This is a genomic window from [Zimmermannella] bifida NBRC 103089 (assembly GCF_001570925.1).
In the GTDB taxonomy this organism is placed as follows: domain Bacteria; phylum Actinomycetota; class Actinomycetes; order Actinomycetales; family Microbacteriaceae; genus Gulosibacter; species Gulosibacter bifidus.
Genome location: NZ_BCSP01000005.1, coordinates 106,515 through 119,943, shown reverse-complemented (window position 1 = coordinate 119,943; position 13,429 = coordinate 106,515). Strand labels below are relative to the sequence as shown.

General features: G+C 61.9%; 13 protein-coding genes. 8 read left to right on the top strand and 5 right to left on the bottom strand.

Annotation, left to right across the window (positions count from 1 at the left end):
• Positions 1 to 197 precede the first annotated feature (197 nt).
• The 3 genes from ZBI01S_RS05975 (at position 198) to ZBI01S_RS05965 (ending at position 2,676) form a co-directional block, all read left to right on the top strand.
• Positions 198 to 422, top strand: coding sequence for a DUF3107 domain-containing protein (locus tag ZBI01S_RS05975; protein ID WP_066057766.1), 225 nt, complete (start codon positions 198 to 200; stop codon positions 420 to 422).
• A gap of 2 nt (positions 423 to 424) precedes the next feature.
• On the top strand, positions 425 to 754 hold the full coding sequence (locus ZBI01S_RS05970) for a hypothetical protein (protein ID WP_066057764.1): 330 nt from the start codon (positions 425 to 427) through the stop codon (positions 752 to 754).
• A gap of 113 nt (positions 755 to 867) precedes the next feature.
• Positions 868 to 2,676: a helicase HerA-like domain-containing protein gene (locus tag ZBI01S_RS05965; protein WP_066057762.1), complete on the top strand. Its 1,809-nt coding sequence runs from the start codon at positions 868 to 870 to the stop codon at positions 2,674 to 2,676.
• A 109-nt stretch (positions 2,677 to 2,785) separates the two neighbouring features.
• Here ZBI01S_RS05965 and ZBI01S_RS05960 read toward each other — a convergent pair whose 3' ends face one another.
• Entirely contained in the window at positions 2,786 to 3,421 is a 636-nt protein-coding gene (locus ZBI01S_RS05960) for a hypothetical protein (RefSeq protein ID WP_066057759.1), read from the bottom strand.
• Between the two features lie 205 nt (positions 3,422 to 3,626).
• On the opposite strand from ZBI01S_RS05960, the gene ZBI01S_RS05955 reads away from it, so the two are divergent.
• Entirely contained in the window at positions 3,627 to 5,117 is a 1,491-nt protein-coding gene (locus tag ZBI01S_RS05955; protein ID WP_066057756.1) for a DEAD/DEAH box helicase, read from the top strand.
• Between the two features lie 43 nt (positions 5,118 to 5,160).
• On the opposite strand, the gene ZBI01S_RS05950 is transcribed toward ZBI01S_RS05955, so the two are convergent.
• Positions 5,161 to 6,018: a PHP domain-containing protein gene (locus ZBI01S_RS05950; RefSeq protein ID WP_370664370.1), complete on the bottom strand. Its 858-nt coding sequence runs from the start codon at positions 6,016 to 6,018 to the stop codon at positions 5,161 to 5,163.
• A gap of 149 nt (positions 6,019 to 6,167) precedes the next feature.
• Here ZBI01S_RS05950 and ZBI01S_RS05945 point away from each other — a divergent pair, with 149 nt between their 5' ends.
• Complete coding sequence (locus ZBI01S_RS05945) at positions 6,168 to 7,205, top strand: endonuclease/exonuclease/phosphatase family protein (RefSeq protein WP_083524558.1); 1,038 nt, start codon at positions 6,168 to 6,170, stop codon at positions 7,203 to 7,205.
• A gap of 108 nt (positions 7,206 to 7,313) precedes the next feature.
• A complete protein-coding gene (locus ZBI01S_RS05940; RefSeq protein WP_066057747.1) occupies positions 7,314 to 8,753 on the top strand; it encodes an aminopeptidase P family protein in 1,440 nt (479 codons plus the stop codon).
• A 78-nt stretch (positions 8,754 to 8,831) separates the two neighbouring features.
• Here the strand turns inward: ZBI01S_RS05940 and ZBI01S_RS05935 are convergent, their stop codons facing one another.
• From ZBI01S_RS05935 to ZBI01S_RS05925, 3 genes are all read right to left on the bottom strand, one after another.
• Positions 8,832 to 9,818 (bottom strand): permease prefix domain 1-containing protein, encoded by a 987-nt coding sequence (locus ZBI01S_RS05935; RefSeq protein ID WP_159421425.1) that lies wholly within the window; start codon positions 9,816 to 9,818, stop codon positions 8,832 to 8,834.
• 14 nt (positions 9,819 to 9,832) lie between these two features.
• Positions 9,833 to 10,198 carry a PadR family transcriptional regulator gene (locus ZBI01S_RS05930; RefSeq protein ID WP_066057741.1) on the bottom strand — a complete coding sequence of 122 codons (366 nt, stop codon included), beginning with the start codon at positions 10,196 to 10,198 and terminating at the stop codon, positions 9,833 to 9,835.
• 230 nt (positions 10,199 to 10,428) lie between these two features.
• Entirely contained in the window at positions 10,429 to 11,205 is a 777-nt protein-coding gene (locus tag ZBI01S_RS05925; RefSeq protein WP_066057738.1) for a YflT domain-containing protein, read from the bottom strand.
• A 154-nt stretch (positions 11,206 to 11,359) separates the two neighbouring features.
• On the opposite strand from ZBI01S_RS05925, the gene ZBI01S_RS05920 reads away from it, so the two are divergent.
• On the top strand, positions 11,360 to 12,733 hold the full coding sequence (locus ZBI01S_RS05920; protein WP_083524557.1) for a magnesium transporter MgtE N-terminal domain-containing protein: 1,374 nt from the start codon (positions 11,360 to 11,362) through the stop codon (positions 12,731 to 12,733).
• The gene (locus ZBI01S_RS09555; RefSeq protein WP_083524566.1) at positions 12,726 to 13,427 is read left to right on the top strand and encodes a DUF1003 domain-containing protein; all 702 of its coding nucleotides are present in this window, start codon (positions 12,726 to 12,728) and stop codon (positions 13,425 to 13,427) included. The genes ZBI01S_RS05920 and ZBI01S_RS09555 overlap by 8 nt, the downstream gene beginning before the upstream one ends.
• Positions 13,428 to 13,429 lie beyond the last annotated feature (2 nt).

Genomic DNA, 13,429 nt, shown 5'->3' with positions numbered 1-13,429 from the left:
GTGCGAATCCATGCGGAAGTTCCCGATATCGACACTGTATCCACACCCTCCGACATCCGACTGACGCACAGATGTGGCCGTGACCAGCCGCATCCACCTCGAGACGGGAATCAGTTCGCTTGACGCGGTATTCCCAAAGGATGCGGCGAGCTGCGGGTATTGTGGTCGCGTTGTCTTCCCTTAGAAAGGACAAGCTCATGGAACTGCGCATTGGCATCCTCCACTCGCCGCGTGAACTCGCTTTTGAGACCAATCAATCGGCTGCCGAAATTGAGAAGCTCGTCGCCGAGGCGATTGCCGCCGACGCTGGCGTTGCCCGTTTCACTGACGAACGTGACCGCGTCATCCTCGTCAACGCAGCGCAGATCGCGTTCGTCGAAATCGGTGAAGAAACCGTTCGTCGCGTCGGATTCACCGCATAGTCATGGATCTTGAACTCATTTTTGCCGGTCTGTTCGGCATCCTGATCGGAGCCGCAGCAATTCCGTTTGCCAAGCCACTTTCCACGATCGGTCTGGCGTTGCTCCCCGGAATCGGTGGCGCAACCGCACTGATCTACTGGGTTGCCGCCAGCTGGGCGATGCGCCTGTTTAATCTGACGTTCTTGCGCTACGACGCCGGCAACATCTGGCTGTACCTCGTGGTCATCGTGGCTGCCGTCTGCTTCAGCATCGCGCTGATGCTGCCCAAGCGCCGCGCCGAAGCAGACGAAGACCTGCTCGAGCGTTTGAGCCACCGCAGCTCAATTTCGTAGGTCGTTCTGGCGTTCATCGCCAGACGGCGCATTCGGGGCGAATCGGTACTTCCGGTTCGCCCCGAATCGGTTTTCGCAGGCGCCCGTTGGTCGAGATTGCGTAGGCTGAACCTATGGCTGAAGACGCAACGCAAGCAACTCCCGATCTCGAGGCGGCCCGCGAGGCCCTCGCCAAGGCGCAGGCCGATCTTGCCGCGGCAGAGCAGGCAGCCGCGCAGGCATCAGCGTCGACATCAGCCGAGACTGCGGCGGACGCAGCCGCGGTACCTGCATCGGAAACCCCCGCCGCCACATCCACCGCGACGACACCTGAAACCAATGGCCCGCTCGATCCGGATGCAGTAACCGCGATCCGCGACGGTTACGGTTTCGACGCACCAGCTCTCGAACTCGGCGCGCTCGTCAACGGTGCCCCGCTCGCCGACGTACCAGTACGCATCCCGATCGCGATGACCAACCGTCACGGCTTGGTCGCCGGAGCGACGGGTACCGGTAAGACGAAGACCCTGCAGGTCATGCTCGAACAGCTCTCGGCCGCAGGCGTCCCCGTTTTTGCCGCCGACATCAAGGGTGACCTCTCGGGCGTCGCCACGGCCGGCGTTGGCAGCGAAAAGCTGCTGGCCCGCACCAAGAGCATCGGTCAAGACTGGCAGCCGGTTGCCGCTCCGGTCGAGTACTTCTCGCTCGGCGGCCGCGGCGAAGGCGTCCCCATTCGTGCAACGGTCTCGAGCTTCGGCCCGCTCTTGCTCGCAAAGGTACTCGGTCTGAACGAAACGCAAGAATCGTGCCTCGGCCTTGTCTTCCACTACGCGGATGCGAACGGTTTGGCACTCGTTGACCTCGAAGATTTGCGTGCGGTGCTGCAGTACCTGACAAGTGATGCGGGCAAGCCAGAACTCGACGGCATCGGCGGAGTATCCAAGCAGACCGCCGGGGTGATTTTGCGAGAACTCACGAATTTTGCGGCCGCAGGCGCCGATGTGTTCTTCGGCGAACCCGAGATCGATACGACCGAGTTCATGCGTACGGCTGCCGATGGCCGCGGCATCGTGTCGCTGCTCGAGATCCCCGGTGTCGCGCAGCAGCCGCAGGTGTTCTCGACATTCTTGATGTGGTTGTTGGCGGATCTATTCGGTTCGCTACCCGAGGTCGGTGACCTCGACAAACCCAAGCTGGTGTTCTTCTTTGATGAAGCCCACCTGCTGTTCAAGGACGCCTCGAAGGACTTCGTTGCGCAGATCGTGCAGACGGTGCGGCTGATCCGTTCGAAGGGTGTCGGTATTTTCTTCGTCACGCAAACGCCGAAGGACGTGCCAGAGGATGTCTTAGCGCAGCTCGGTTCGCGAGTCCAGCACCAATTGCGTGCCCATACCCCGAACGACGCAAAAGCCCTGCGCGCCACTGTCCGCACCTACCCGAATTCGGGCTACGACCTCGAACAGGTGCTGACGCAGCTCGCCACGGGTGAGGCAATCGTCACGGTCATGAACGAAAAGGGTGCACCGTCACCGGTGGCCTGGACGCGCATGCGGGCACCGCAGGGGTCGATGGACCCGACACCGATGGCACAGATTCAGGCCGCGGTACAAGCATCCCCGCTGTTGGCGAAGTATGGCACGCCGGTCGACCCTGAGTCGGCCGCCGAGATTCTGGCCAAGAAGATCAACAATGCCGCCGCCGCGGCACGCGCCGAGGAAACCGCCGCAGCCGAAGCCGAAGCTCAAGCCAAGGCTGCCGAAAACGAAGCTGCGCGCATCGAACGCGAAATCCGCGAACGCGACACGTCACGTTCGACGCGCAGCCGCACGTCCGTGCGCCGGGAAAAGTCAATCATCGAAGAGATTGCTTCGTCACGCACCGGCAAGACCGTGATTCGTGAGGTTGTTCGCACGGTGTTCGGCAGCCTGCTCAAGCGCCGTTAGGTCACGGCGGCAGGGGATACTCAGCGGCAGGGGATACTCGCCCGCTGTCGACCAGACGATTCGAGGCCCGCGCACCTGGTGCGACGGGCCTCGAATCGTTAGCGCAGGTTTACGCTGCGAGCTTCAGTAGGTTCATGCGACGCGAGTGCTCCGCGAACAGCGCCTTGGCAAAGCGTTCGGCACCGGCCTCGGCACCGGCTGTGAGCTCGTCGGCGCTCATTCCCGGTTCAATACCAACGATTTCTCGCGACCAGACCACGGTGTCACCAGCTACGCGGCGTCCCCACATGGCCAGGCGGTCATCGAGTTTGGTGTCAGCGGCAAAGCAGATTTCCAACGCCGAAATGATGGCCGCAGTGCTGGCGGTGAAGGCTTCGTGTGCTTCGATCGATGTGCCCGACAGCTTCGCGAGTTCGGCAATTGCGTCCATCGCGATGCCGCTGGCGATAACGAGCGAGCAGACGTGTTCCGCCGTGTCGCGGCCGGTGACTCGGGCCCAGAGCACTTCGAGCAGTGCCACGGCAGCTTCGTCCTGAGCACCGGTAGCTGCAGGCAGCGCGGCAATCGCATCGGCAAGCGATGCACGGGCGTCGTCACTGAACTCGGTCGATTCTGCGACGGCGGTGAGTTCTCGTCGCTGCCGCGCAACGAGCGCATCAGCAAGTGCGTGCAATCGCTGTTCGTCAAGTACGAGGGATGCGAAGGGTGCGGTTTGCGGATTCGTTTCGGCAGTTGCGTCGGTCACTTCGCCATCCTATCGACCCAAATGACGCCCGACATAAAGGTTGGTTTCAAGGCCACCAATTAGGGCCGAGCGAATTGCGCACAATCTGTGAATCCGGCGGCATCCGATGTCGGGCGACTAGGCTAAAGAACGGTGCTGTCGACCGCACCTGCGCGCCCTGGGTAAGTGGGCGCTCGCACCGCAACCTGTGTAAGGGCAATAATTCGTGAATTTCACTGAACTCGGAATTGATTCCGACATCACCGGCGTACTCGCCGAAAAGGGCATTATTGATGCCTTCCCCATTCAAGAACAGACCATTCCGCTGGCACTGAGTGGCCAGGACATCATTGGCCAGGCTAAGACCGGAACCGGTAAGACGCTCGGTTTTGGTTTGCCGCTGCTGCAGCGCATCGGTACCGCACCGACCCCGGGTGTCAAGGCTTTGGTGGTGACGCCGACCCGCGAACTTGCGACCCAGGTATATGAAGATCTCGAGCTGGCCGTACGCGATCGTGAAACGGTTGTTGTGCCGATCTACGGTGGCAAGGGGTACGAGGAACAGATCAAGCAAATTAAGGACGGCGCACAGGTTCTGGTTGCGACGCCGGGCCGACTGATCGACCTGATGAACCAGCGCATCATTTCGCTGAGCAACGTCACCGAAATCGTGCTCGACGAGGCCGACAAGATGCTCGACCTCGGGTTCCTACCCGACATTGAGCGCATCTTCGACCGCCTCCCTGCCGTGCGCCACACGATGCTGTTCTCGGCAACGATGCCGGGCCCCATCCTGAATCTCGCCCGTCGATTCATGTCGAACCCGGTGCACATCCGCGTTACTGACCCAGATGAGGGCATTACGCAGAAGAACATTCGCCACCTGGTCTACCGCGCGCACCCGCTCGACAAGGACGAGATGATTGCCCGCATGCTGCAGGCTGAAGGACGCGAAAAGGCCGTAATCTTCATGCGCACGAAGCGTTCCGCGTCGAAGCTGCTCGATGAGCTGCGCGATCGTGGTTTCCAGGTGGCTGCGGTTCACGGCGACATGAACCAGGAACAGCGTGAGCGTTCCATGGCGGCGTTCAAGGCTGGCAAGAAAGACGTCTTGATCGCTACCGACGTCGCTGCTCGCGGTATCGACGTCGATGATGTCACCCACGTCATTAACTACACGATTCCCGACGACGAAGAAACGTACCTGCACCGCGTTGGCCGCACCGGCCGCGCTGGCCGCACCGGTATTGCCGTCACGCTTATCGATTGGGATGACCTGCGCCGCTGGGGCCTGATTGCGAAGGCGCTGGAGCTCGGTGACGATGAGCCGCTGGAGACGTACTCGTCGAGCCCGCACTTCTACGAAGAACTCAATATTCCTGAGGGCACCAAGGGTCGTCTGGCTTCGGCCGCTCCCGCAGTGAATGCACGCAAGTCGTCGCGCAATTCCGACGGCAAGTCGGGCGGCAGCTCGGCACGCAAGTCGTCGCGCCCACGTCGCCGCACTCGCCGCAAGGTTGAGGCTGATGGTTCGACCCCGGCAGATGCTTCGACCCAGGCCAGCGACAACGCCGAATCCTCGCCGGCTCCGACTGCTGGCGATGCGAATGGCGAATCCCCGCGCAAGCCACGTCGCCGCCGTCGCCGCAAGCCGAGCGGCGCCAACGGTACAGATGGCGGATCGGCACCGACCGCATCCGACGCCGCTACGGAGTAGTTGCGTTCGGGACGGACGCGTACCGTGCCCCAAACGGTAGGTATTAGCGCAAATTCACCGGCGCCGTGCCAGCTGCCTGCTCGATAATTCGAGCCAGCTGGTCCGGCGCCGTTGTGTGTTCGCCCAGACGATTTGGCTTGCCATCGCCGTGATAGTCGCTCGAGCCGGTGACGATGAGGTCGTACCGCTCAGCGTAGCCAAGGAGCGTCTGCTGGGCCGCCGCATCATTCTCACGGTGTCCAACCTCAACACCGGCAAGCCCGGCCTCGACGAGCGCGGCAAAGGGCGCTTCGGTGAGCAACGCCGCGCCTCGGCTGCCACCATGCGCGAGTACGGGGACTCCCCCGGCAGCGACGATCTGCGACACAACGTCGGCCGGCGACGGCGATTCGTGCGGCACGTAATACTTGCTGCGGTGATGCAGGATTCCCGCAAATGCTTCGCCTCGGTCGCCAACGATTCCCAGCGAAATGAGGGCATCGGCAATGTGGGGGCGGCCGATGGTCGCCCCCGGTTCGCTAACTGCCTGAACGTCGGCCCAGGTCAGTTCGTAATCGGCACCGATCGCGGCCACGATGCGTTCGGCTCGGTGGATGCGGTCGTAGCGTACGCGCGCCATCGATTCGTTGAGCGCGGGATGCGATGGGTCGGGCAGGTAGGCCAGCACGTGTACCGAGGCGCCACCGAACTTGCTAGACACTTCGATACCGGGCAGGAGCGTGATGTCGCATTCCAGCGCCGCGCGACTGGCCGCATCCCACCCCGAAACCGTGTCGTGATCGGTGAGAGCAATCGTGTGTAGACCGCTTGCTGCAGCAGCACGCACCACATCGGCAGGCGATTCGGTGCCGTCTGAGGCATTCGAATGCGTGTGCAGGTCGATGCCGTGTTCGTTGTGCAAAACGTGCGCCTTCCGTTGATGCGGGTACATTCACGTTACCGACCCGAACGCGTTGGCGTCGATGCCAGCGCAGTGATGCGTTGTGTCATGGCAAGGTCATCTTGTTTGCTGATAGTGCCGACAGCCAACCGCGCTAAGCTCAGGCGGTTATGAATCAACGCCGCACCTCACCCGTTCTGGTGACTTTGGTCGCCAGTGTGCTCACCGCCATCGCGGTGGGCGTAGGTGTGTTGGCTATGTGGCCGCAGCTGCTTGGCCTCCACCACACGGTGCCGTTTGCGCAGGCGGTGCCGTTTAGGTTGATTCACCTGTTGGTCGGTGCCGGTGTGCTGCTCATCTGTGTCGCGCTGGCGTTCGCGCTCCGGCACGGCGGGCGCGCCGTGTTCAGCGTGGTTTCACTTGCCGTTGCCGTAGTCCTGGCTTTCGGCACGCTCGACCTATTCGGTCGTGGTGTAGCACTCGTGAAGCCCCCTACCGGTGCCGATGATGCGATTCGCGTGCTCGCCTGGAACACGCTCGGCAACGAACCGGGCTCCCCCAAGATCGCCCAATTGGCAGCCGACTACGACGTCGACGTCCTCATGTTGCCCGAAACCACCGAAGATATGGGCATCGAGATCGCCGCGCAGCTTGCAGACCTCGGCAAGCCGATGCAGGTGATTTCTGGCACCGGTGCCCCCGGTTTCCGTGCGGCCGAGACGACGCTGTTGGTGTCGGAGGAGCTCGGTACCTACGTGAAGATCGATGATCTCGGCGACACCAGCGCGCTAGCGACGGTAATCGCGGAGCCTGCAGACGGTGACGGACCCCGTCTCGTGGCCGCGCATCCACTCGCGCCCGTGCCCGAGCGCATGGACACCTGGAAATCTGACCTCGAGTGGGTGGCGTCAATCTGTACCGGCAACACGATCCTCGCCGGTGACATGAACGCCACGATCGATCACCTGTCGGGGCTCGGTAACGGTTCGGGCGCACACCTTGGTGACTGCCGGGATGCGGCAGTTGCGGCAGGTGCCGGTGCTGCGGGCACCTGGACCAGCGGCAAGCCCCCGCTACTTGTCGCGGCAATTGACCACGTGATGACGACCGATCAGTGGGACGTCACCGGCTTTGAGGTGATCACCCGCGAAGACCGTTCGGGTTCTGACCACCGTCCGGTGTTTGCCGAGCTCTCGCCAGCAGGCTAGACAGCTACCAAACTCGGTACCGGTTGCTGCACTGTCGACTGTCATTGCACGGGATCGACCCCTAATCCATTTGCCGCCGCAAAGCCGGCAATATGAAACACTTGGCATATGACAGATTCCGACAAGATCAACCTCACTGACAACGTCGAATCGACGAAATCGGTCCCTGAAGGTCAGGACGAGAATCGCAGCTCGACGCCCGATTCCGATTCCTTCCGCAACTTCATCATGTCGGGTTGGGCCGACCGCGAGCGCCCGATGCCGGTACGTGCCGAAGTCGCCGACTTCGCTGCGGCACGCCGCGAGCGAGTCTCGCAGGCATTCCGTGGCGAACGGCTCGTCATCGAAGCTGGCGACCCGAAGGTTCGCTCGAACGACACCGACTACCCGTACCGCGCGGACACCGCCTTCACCTACCTCACCGGCTGGGGCTCGGCCACGGTACCGGGAGCTGTACTTGTGCTCGATCCGTCCGCCGATGGGCACGAAGCCACGCTGTACTTCCGTGAGGCAGCTGGCCGCGACACCGACGAGTTCTATGCCAATGCGGCCATTGGCGAATTCTGGACGGGTCCTCGCCCCTCGCTCGACGAAGTTGCGACCATGCTCGGAATCGCAACGGCGCCGATTGCCGACTTCGCCCCGCATCGCGGCGACCGCACCGGCACGAACCCGCAACTCGCCCAGGTCATCAGCGAGCAGCGGCTGGTTAAGGATGCGTGGGAAATCGCGCAGATGCGATCGGTCGTTGATGCGACGGCTCGCGGTTTTGACGACATCATTCGGAACCTCGACAGCGCGATCGGCCACGAACGCGGCGAGCGCATCGTCGAGACCTCGTTCTTTTCGCGCGCACGCCTCGAGGGCAATGACGTCGGTTACGGCACTATCGCGGCATCCGGTGCGCATGCGTGCATCCTGCACTGGACCGACAACGACGGTGCGGTTCGCGATGGTGATCTGATTCTGATTGATGCCGGTGTCGAGGGCGACGCGTACTACACCGCCGACATCACGCGCACGCTGCCTGTGAATGGCACGTTCACCGAGGTGCAACGCCGCGTCTACGAAGCAGTTCGTAAAGCCGCCGACGCCGCGTTCGCGATCGTTCGTCCGGGTATCACTTTCCGCGATGTGCATGACACGGCAATGCGTTCGATCGCTGAATCGCTCGACGAGTTCGGACTACTGCCGATGCCACTCGAAGACGCGCTGAAGCCGGATCAGGTGCCGCACCGTCGATACATGGTGCATGGCACCAGCCACCACCTTGGCATTGATGTGCACGACTGCGCCCAGGCGCGTCGCGAAATGTACATGGACGGCACGGTGGAGGCGGGCATGGTCTTCACCATCGAGCCGGGTTTGTACTTCCAGCCCGATGATCTGACCGTCCCTGCCGAGTATCGCGGCATCGGTGTGCGCATCGAAGACGACATTCTCGTCACCGAAACGGGTGCCGAAAACCTGTCGCGCCACATCCCGCGTACCGCCGACGATGTTGAGGCGTGGATGCATACCGTACGAACCGAGTCCGGCCAGCGTTAGTCGCGCAGCAGCAAAGACGAGGGGCCTCCTGAACGTCACAGTTCGGCAGGCCCCTCGATAGTTACACGTCGCGATGCACTACTTGCGTTCGCGGTTCTTGGCAACCATCTCCGAGACAATCGCGATCACGCCGAAGAGCACACCGGCGATCGGCCAGATGACCCAGCTGCGCTCCCAACCGTCAAAGGCGAGTCCCCACACAAGGAAGATCCCGACAACGAGGAGCCAGTAGATGCCTGCGATGCTGTCGAGCAGTTCGTTGGTGTTGCGCTTCTCAGGGGTGTAGTCGCCCTCGCCTGCGAGCAGGCTAATGGCAGAGCGTCGCATACCGCAGATTACGAGCAGCGCCACACCAGCGGCGACGAACAGCAGGAACACTGCCGGGCCGAGGATGTCGTTTTCGCCACGGATCGAGAGCAGCATGAGCATCGTGCTGATACCGAGCATGATTGCAAGGACGCCGGCTCCGATGCCCAGCGCGAATGGCGTTCCTTCGCGTTCTCGCAGGCTGCTGAAGTGCGCCCGAGATGCTGGGTCGAGTTCCGCACCCGTTTCGCCGAGTCGTTCAAACTTCTCGTTTTTGACACCAGCGAAGATGAACTGCATGACGCCAAGCCCGATCATGAGGAACATCACGGTAAGTGCGAGAATTTCGCGCGGTATGAGCTTGTCGCCCCCGGTCATAGTTGGGTCAGTCGTGCCACCGATCAGCATGAACGCCGCTACACCGGTGAGCACCGTCGCAACACCACTCGCAATCAACCGCGAAACCAGTCCGTTGGCCTTGAGGAATCCATCGGCTTCAGCACGCTGGATAAATACCGGCCGGTCTTGCTGCGAACGATCGTATTCGCTGCGGATGCCCAAATCATCGGCAAGTTCGTCGAGGTTACCGAACTGGGTAATTACGCGACCTACGGCTTCGTTTTCGCTGCAGCCTTCATCGCGCAGTTCGTGGTAGCGGTCGAGTGCCATTTGCTCGAGTTCCGCGCGGGCCCGACGAACTTCGTCATTGGCTGGCAGCGCACGAAACATGTGATCTACATAGCTGGTGAGGGTTTCCATGATGGGTCCTAGCACTATTGGGTGGACTTGGGTGTGGTGCCGACGCTGGCAAGGTGCTCATCGCGGATGAATCGGCGCACGAGTGCTCCGGTGCTCACCCATTCGGCGACGCGGTTGGCATAGTGTTCGCGCCCGGTAGCCGTGAGTTCGTAGTAGGTGCGGATGCGGCCGGTTTCGGCTTTGGCCTTGTACGAGCTGACGAAATCTGATTTTTCGAGGCGACGGAGCGCCGAATACAGGGTGGTCTCTTTGATTTCGTACTCCCCTGCGGTAAGCGACTCAACGCGTCGAGAAATCGCGTAGCCGTACGAGGGTTCGTCAAGCAACGACTCGAGCACGATCAGGTCGATGTATCCGCGAATCACCTCAGGGCTGATCATCGCTGCTGCCTTTCATTGCGTTTGAACACGTCCACCATAACTACGTCACGCACAGTATGCAACACACAGTGTGCAACGCGCAGTACGTGTCACCGAGTATTCGCGGCACACCGCAACGTACTACCGCTCGACACACCAGCAACACCAGCAGACGCAATCTTCACAAATGCAAAACGCCGGCCATGACTCCCCGTCATGACCGGCGTGCGTACTCAGCGGCACAACTGCAACTAGCTACCCTCGTTTCTTTCCGCGTTTCGAGCGGCTTCAGCTGCCGCCTGCCGGCGCAGTTCATCCTGCATCTCGCCGTAGGTACGCGGCCGCTGTGGTGGGGTGTTGGCGTCAGTATCGGCGCTCGATGACGAAGCGTTCGATTGGTCGGCCATACTCGGCGGCTGCGTGGATGCGCCCGGCACCGGTTCTTGCTGCAGCGTTCGGTTTACGTCGGGCCACGACGGCAAACCGGGCACTGCCTGCGACTGACCGTGCGCATCCGGTGCCGATGCCAAACGCCCAGCACCCGCATTGCGCCCGACACCGAGCACCTGCCCCGCTTCAGCTGCGAGCGATGCGGGCACGAGCAAGTCGAACTTCGCGGCAGTGAGCTGCATCATCGAGGTGAACTCCCGCTTTCGCGGCGATACGAGGTATGCCAGCAGGCTCCAAATCACGCCAAAGGCAATCGCCAGCAAGAACACGCCGATGATCGAGCTGAATTGCGCTTGCGGGTAAATCAGCAGCCACATCAGCGAGACGAACAGCCCCATCATTACACCGGTCACGGCACCGCTGGCAGCAGCTCGACCCGCACTCATCCGACCCATGACCCGCTCAACCGACTTGAGGTCACTACCGACAATGGAGATCTGTTGCAGCGAGAAACCGTCGCGGCGTGCGAGGGTATCGACCGCAGCCCTGGCTTCGTCGTAGCTCTGATACGACGCGACAACAACTCCCTCAGGAAGTTTGGGGAGCTGGTTACCAAAGTTGGCGCGCGGAGTACTCATGTTCCCATTGTTGCCGCCATCGCTGCCCGAGTGCTGGATTCCGCTCGAATGGCGCACATGCTGGCAGCGAACATCACGCCGCGACCCGGGCGACCACCGCGCCGCTCGGCTTGGCACAGCCCCAACGCATCCACCCGCAAGTAGCATTGGGGGCGTGTCCGCAGCCAAGGTATTTGTAGCCCGTCTTGCCAACACCGCCGTGTTTGACCCCGGCGGAGACCGCGTTGGCAAGTTCCGCGACGTCATCGTCACCTACCGCTCTGAAGGCGCGCCATCGGTCAACGGCATCCTCGTCGAACCGCAAGGCTTCCGCCGCGGCATGTTCGTGCCGATGCGACACGTGCTCGCTATCGGTTCCTCGCAGCTCATCGTTGACTGGGATGAGGTCGACGATCGTCCGTTCGAACAGCGCGGCGAAGAAGTTCGCGTGTTCACCGACATCCTCGACCACTCCGGCACGCTGCGCGAGAAGCAACAGGTGCGCGGCACCATCGAAGACCTGTCGATCGAAGAAGACGACGCCGGCGACTGGTCGGTCGGGCAGCTCTACGTGCGGCTCCCCCGCACCACCAAGACACTGTTCGGTAAAGCACCGACCCGCTATATCGAATGGGAACAGATCGAACTCGATCTCAACCCCGAAGTCGACACACCCGCCACGCAGTTCCTCACCGCGCACTCCGAAATGGAACCGAGCGACCTCGCGGATGCGCTGCTCGAGCTGCCGGTAAGCCGTCGGCTTGAGGTCGTCGAAGAAATGGAAGACGAGCGTCTGGCCGACGTGCTCGAAGAGATGCACGAAAACGACCAGCTGGTCATCATCGAGCACTTCGATCAAGAACGCGCCGCTGACGTCCTCGACCAGATGCAGCCCGACGATGCTGCCGATCTCATCGGCCGCCTCGATGAAGCAAAGTCGCACGCACTCCTCGAGCTCATGGAGCCCGAAGAGGCCGAAGACGTGCGTATGCTGCTCGAATTCGAGCCGAACACCGCCGGTGGTTTGATGACCACCGACCCGATCATCGTCTCGGCCGATACGTCCGTTGCCGAAGCCCTCGTGCTTATTCGCCGCGGCGAAATCGCGCCTGCACTCGCCACGGCCGTGTTCGTCACCGCATCCCCCTACGAACCGCCAACGGGCCGCTACCTCGGTCTCGTGCACTTCCAGCGCCTGTTGCGCTACCCGCCCCACGAACGCGTTGGCACGATCCTCGACAAGCGTGTCGAGCCGGTACACACGTCGAGCCCCGACATTGACGTCGTGCGAGCCCTGGCACGATATGACTTGGTCGTCCTCCCCGTTGTCGACGACGATGACTGCCTTGTCGGCGTCATCACCGTTGACGACGTGCTCGACCACATCCTGCCCGATGACTGGCGTGCCAAGGCCGCGGCCGACGACCGTAGCGAACCTGGCACGTTTACGGCTGCGATCGATCTGCCCCCGCTGACACAGTCGGTCGCCACGGGCGACTCGGCCTCGCAGTCGGGTGCCCAGCAAAACCGTGGAGGTGTTCATGGCTGAAATCGATCAGAACGACGAGCTGCTGTCTGTTCCAAAGTCAGCAACAAAAGCCAAGGCTCGCCCACCTCGCGAACGCACCTCATCGCGTGACCGTAGCACCTCGCGTAACGCCTCGAGCGACCGCAACGAGCGAGGAGACCGTAGCGACCGGAACGAACGCGGCGAGCGCAAGGAACGCAAGGAACGCACTAGCGGTGATCTACTTGGCCGTTCCATGGAGGCCATTGCCCGCGGCATGGGTACGCCAGCGTTCCTCATTATCCTTTCGGTGTTTGTCGCCGCATGGATGATGTGGAACTCGATGGCACCGAAGGAATGGCGTTTCGACTCGGCCGACCTCGGGTTCATTGCACTCACCCTCGCGCTTTCGTTGCAGGCTTCGTACGCCGCACCAATGCTGCTGCTCGCGCAGAATCGTCAGGACGACCGTGACCGCGTGCAGATCGAACAGGACCGTCAGCGCGCCGAACGCCAAGTCGCCGATCTCGAATACCTGACGCGCGAAATGGTGGCGCTGCGGATGCTCGCCAGCGAGCTGGCCTCGAAGGATTTCGTTCGTGCCGAGGTGCGTTCCATTGCCGAAGAACTTGAGCAGCGGCAGATCGAGCGAGAACAGATCGCCGCGCAGGAAGCGGCTCGCCTCGACTCGCCCCATGGCGCACCGAACAACGATCAAACCCCACCAACACGCTAACG

Bases quoted from the DNA above. Each gene is read 5' to 3' on its own strand.
- ZBI01S_RS05975 (WP_066057766.1), top strand. From the start codon at position 198: ATGGAACTGCGCATTGGCATCCTCCACTCGCCGCGTGAACTCGCTTTT.
- ZBI01S_RS05970 (WP_066057764.1), top strand. From the start codon at position 425: ATGGATCTTGAACTCATTTTTGCCGGTCTGTTCGGCATCCTGATCGGA.
- ZBI01S_RS05965 (WP_066057762.1), top strand. From the start codon at position 868: ATGGCTGAAGACGCAACGCAAGCAACTCCCGATCTCGAGGCGGCCCGC.
- ZBI01S_RS05945 (WP_083524558.1), top strand. From the start codon at position 6,168: ATGAATCAACGCCGCACCTCACCCGTTCTGGTGACTTTGGTCGCCAGT.
- ZBI01S_RS05940 (WP_066057747.1), top strand. From the start codon at position 7,314: ATGACAGATTCCGACAAGATCAACCTCACTGACAACGTCGAATCGACG.
- ZBI01S_RS05935 (WP_159421425.1), bottom strand. From the start codon at position 9,818: ATGGAAACCCTCACCAGCTATGTAGATCACATGTTTCGTGCGCTGCCA.
- ZBI01S_RS05930 (WP_066057741.1), bottom strand. From the start codon at position 10,198: ATGATCAGCCCTGAGGTGATTCGCGGATACATCGACCTGATCGTGCTC.
- ZBI01S_RS05925 (WP_066057738.1), bottom strand. From the start codon at position 11,205: ATGAGTACTCCGCGCGCCAACTTTGGTAACCAGCTCCCCAAACTTCCT.
- ZBI01S_RS09555 (WP_083524566.1), top strand. From the start codon at position 12,726: ATGGCTGAAATCGATCAGAACGACGAGCTGCTGTCTGTTCCAAAGTCA.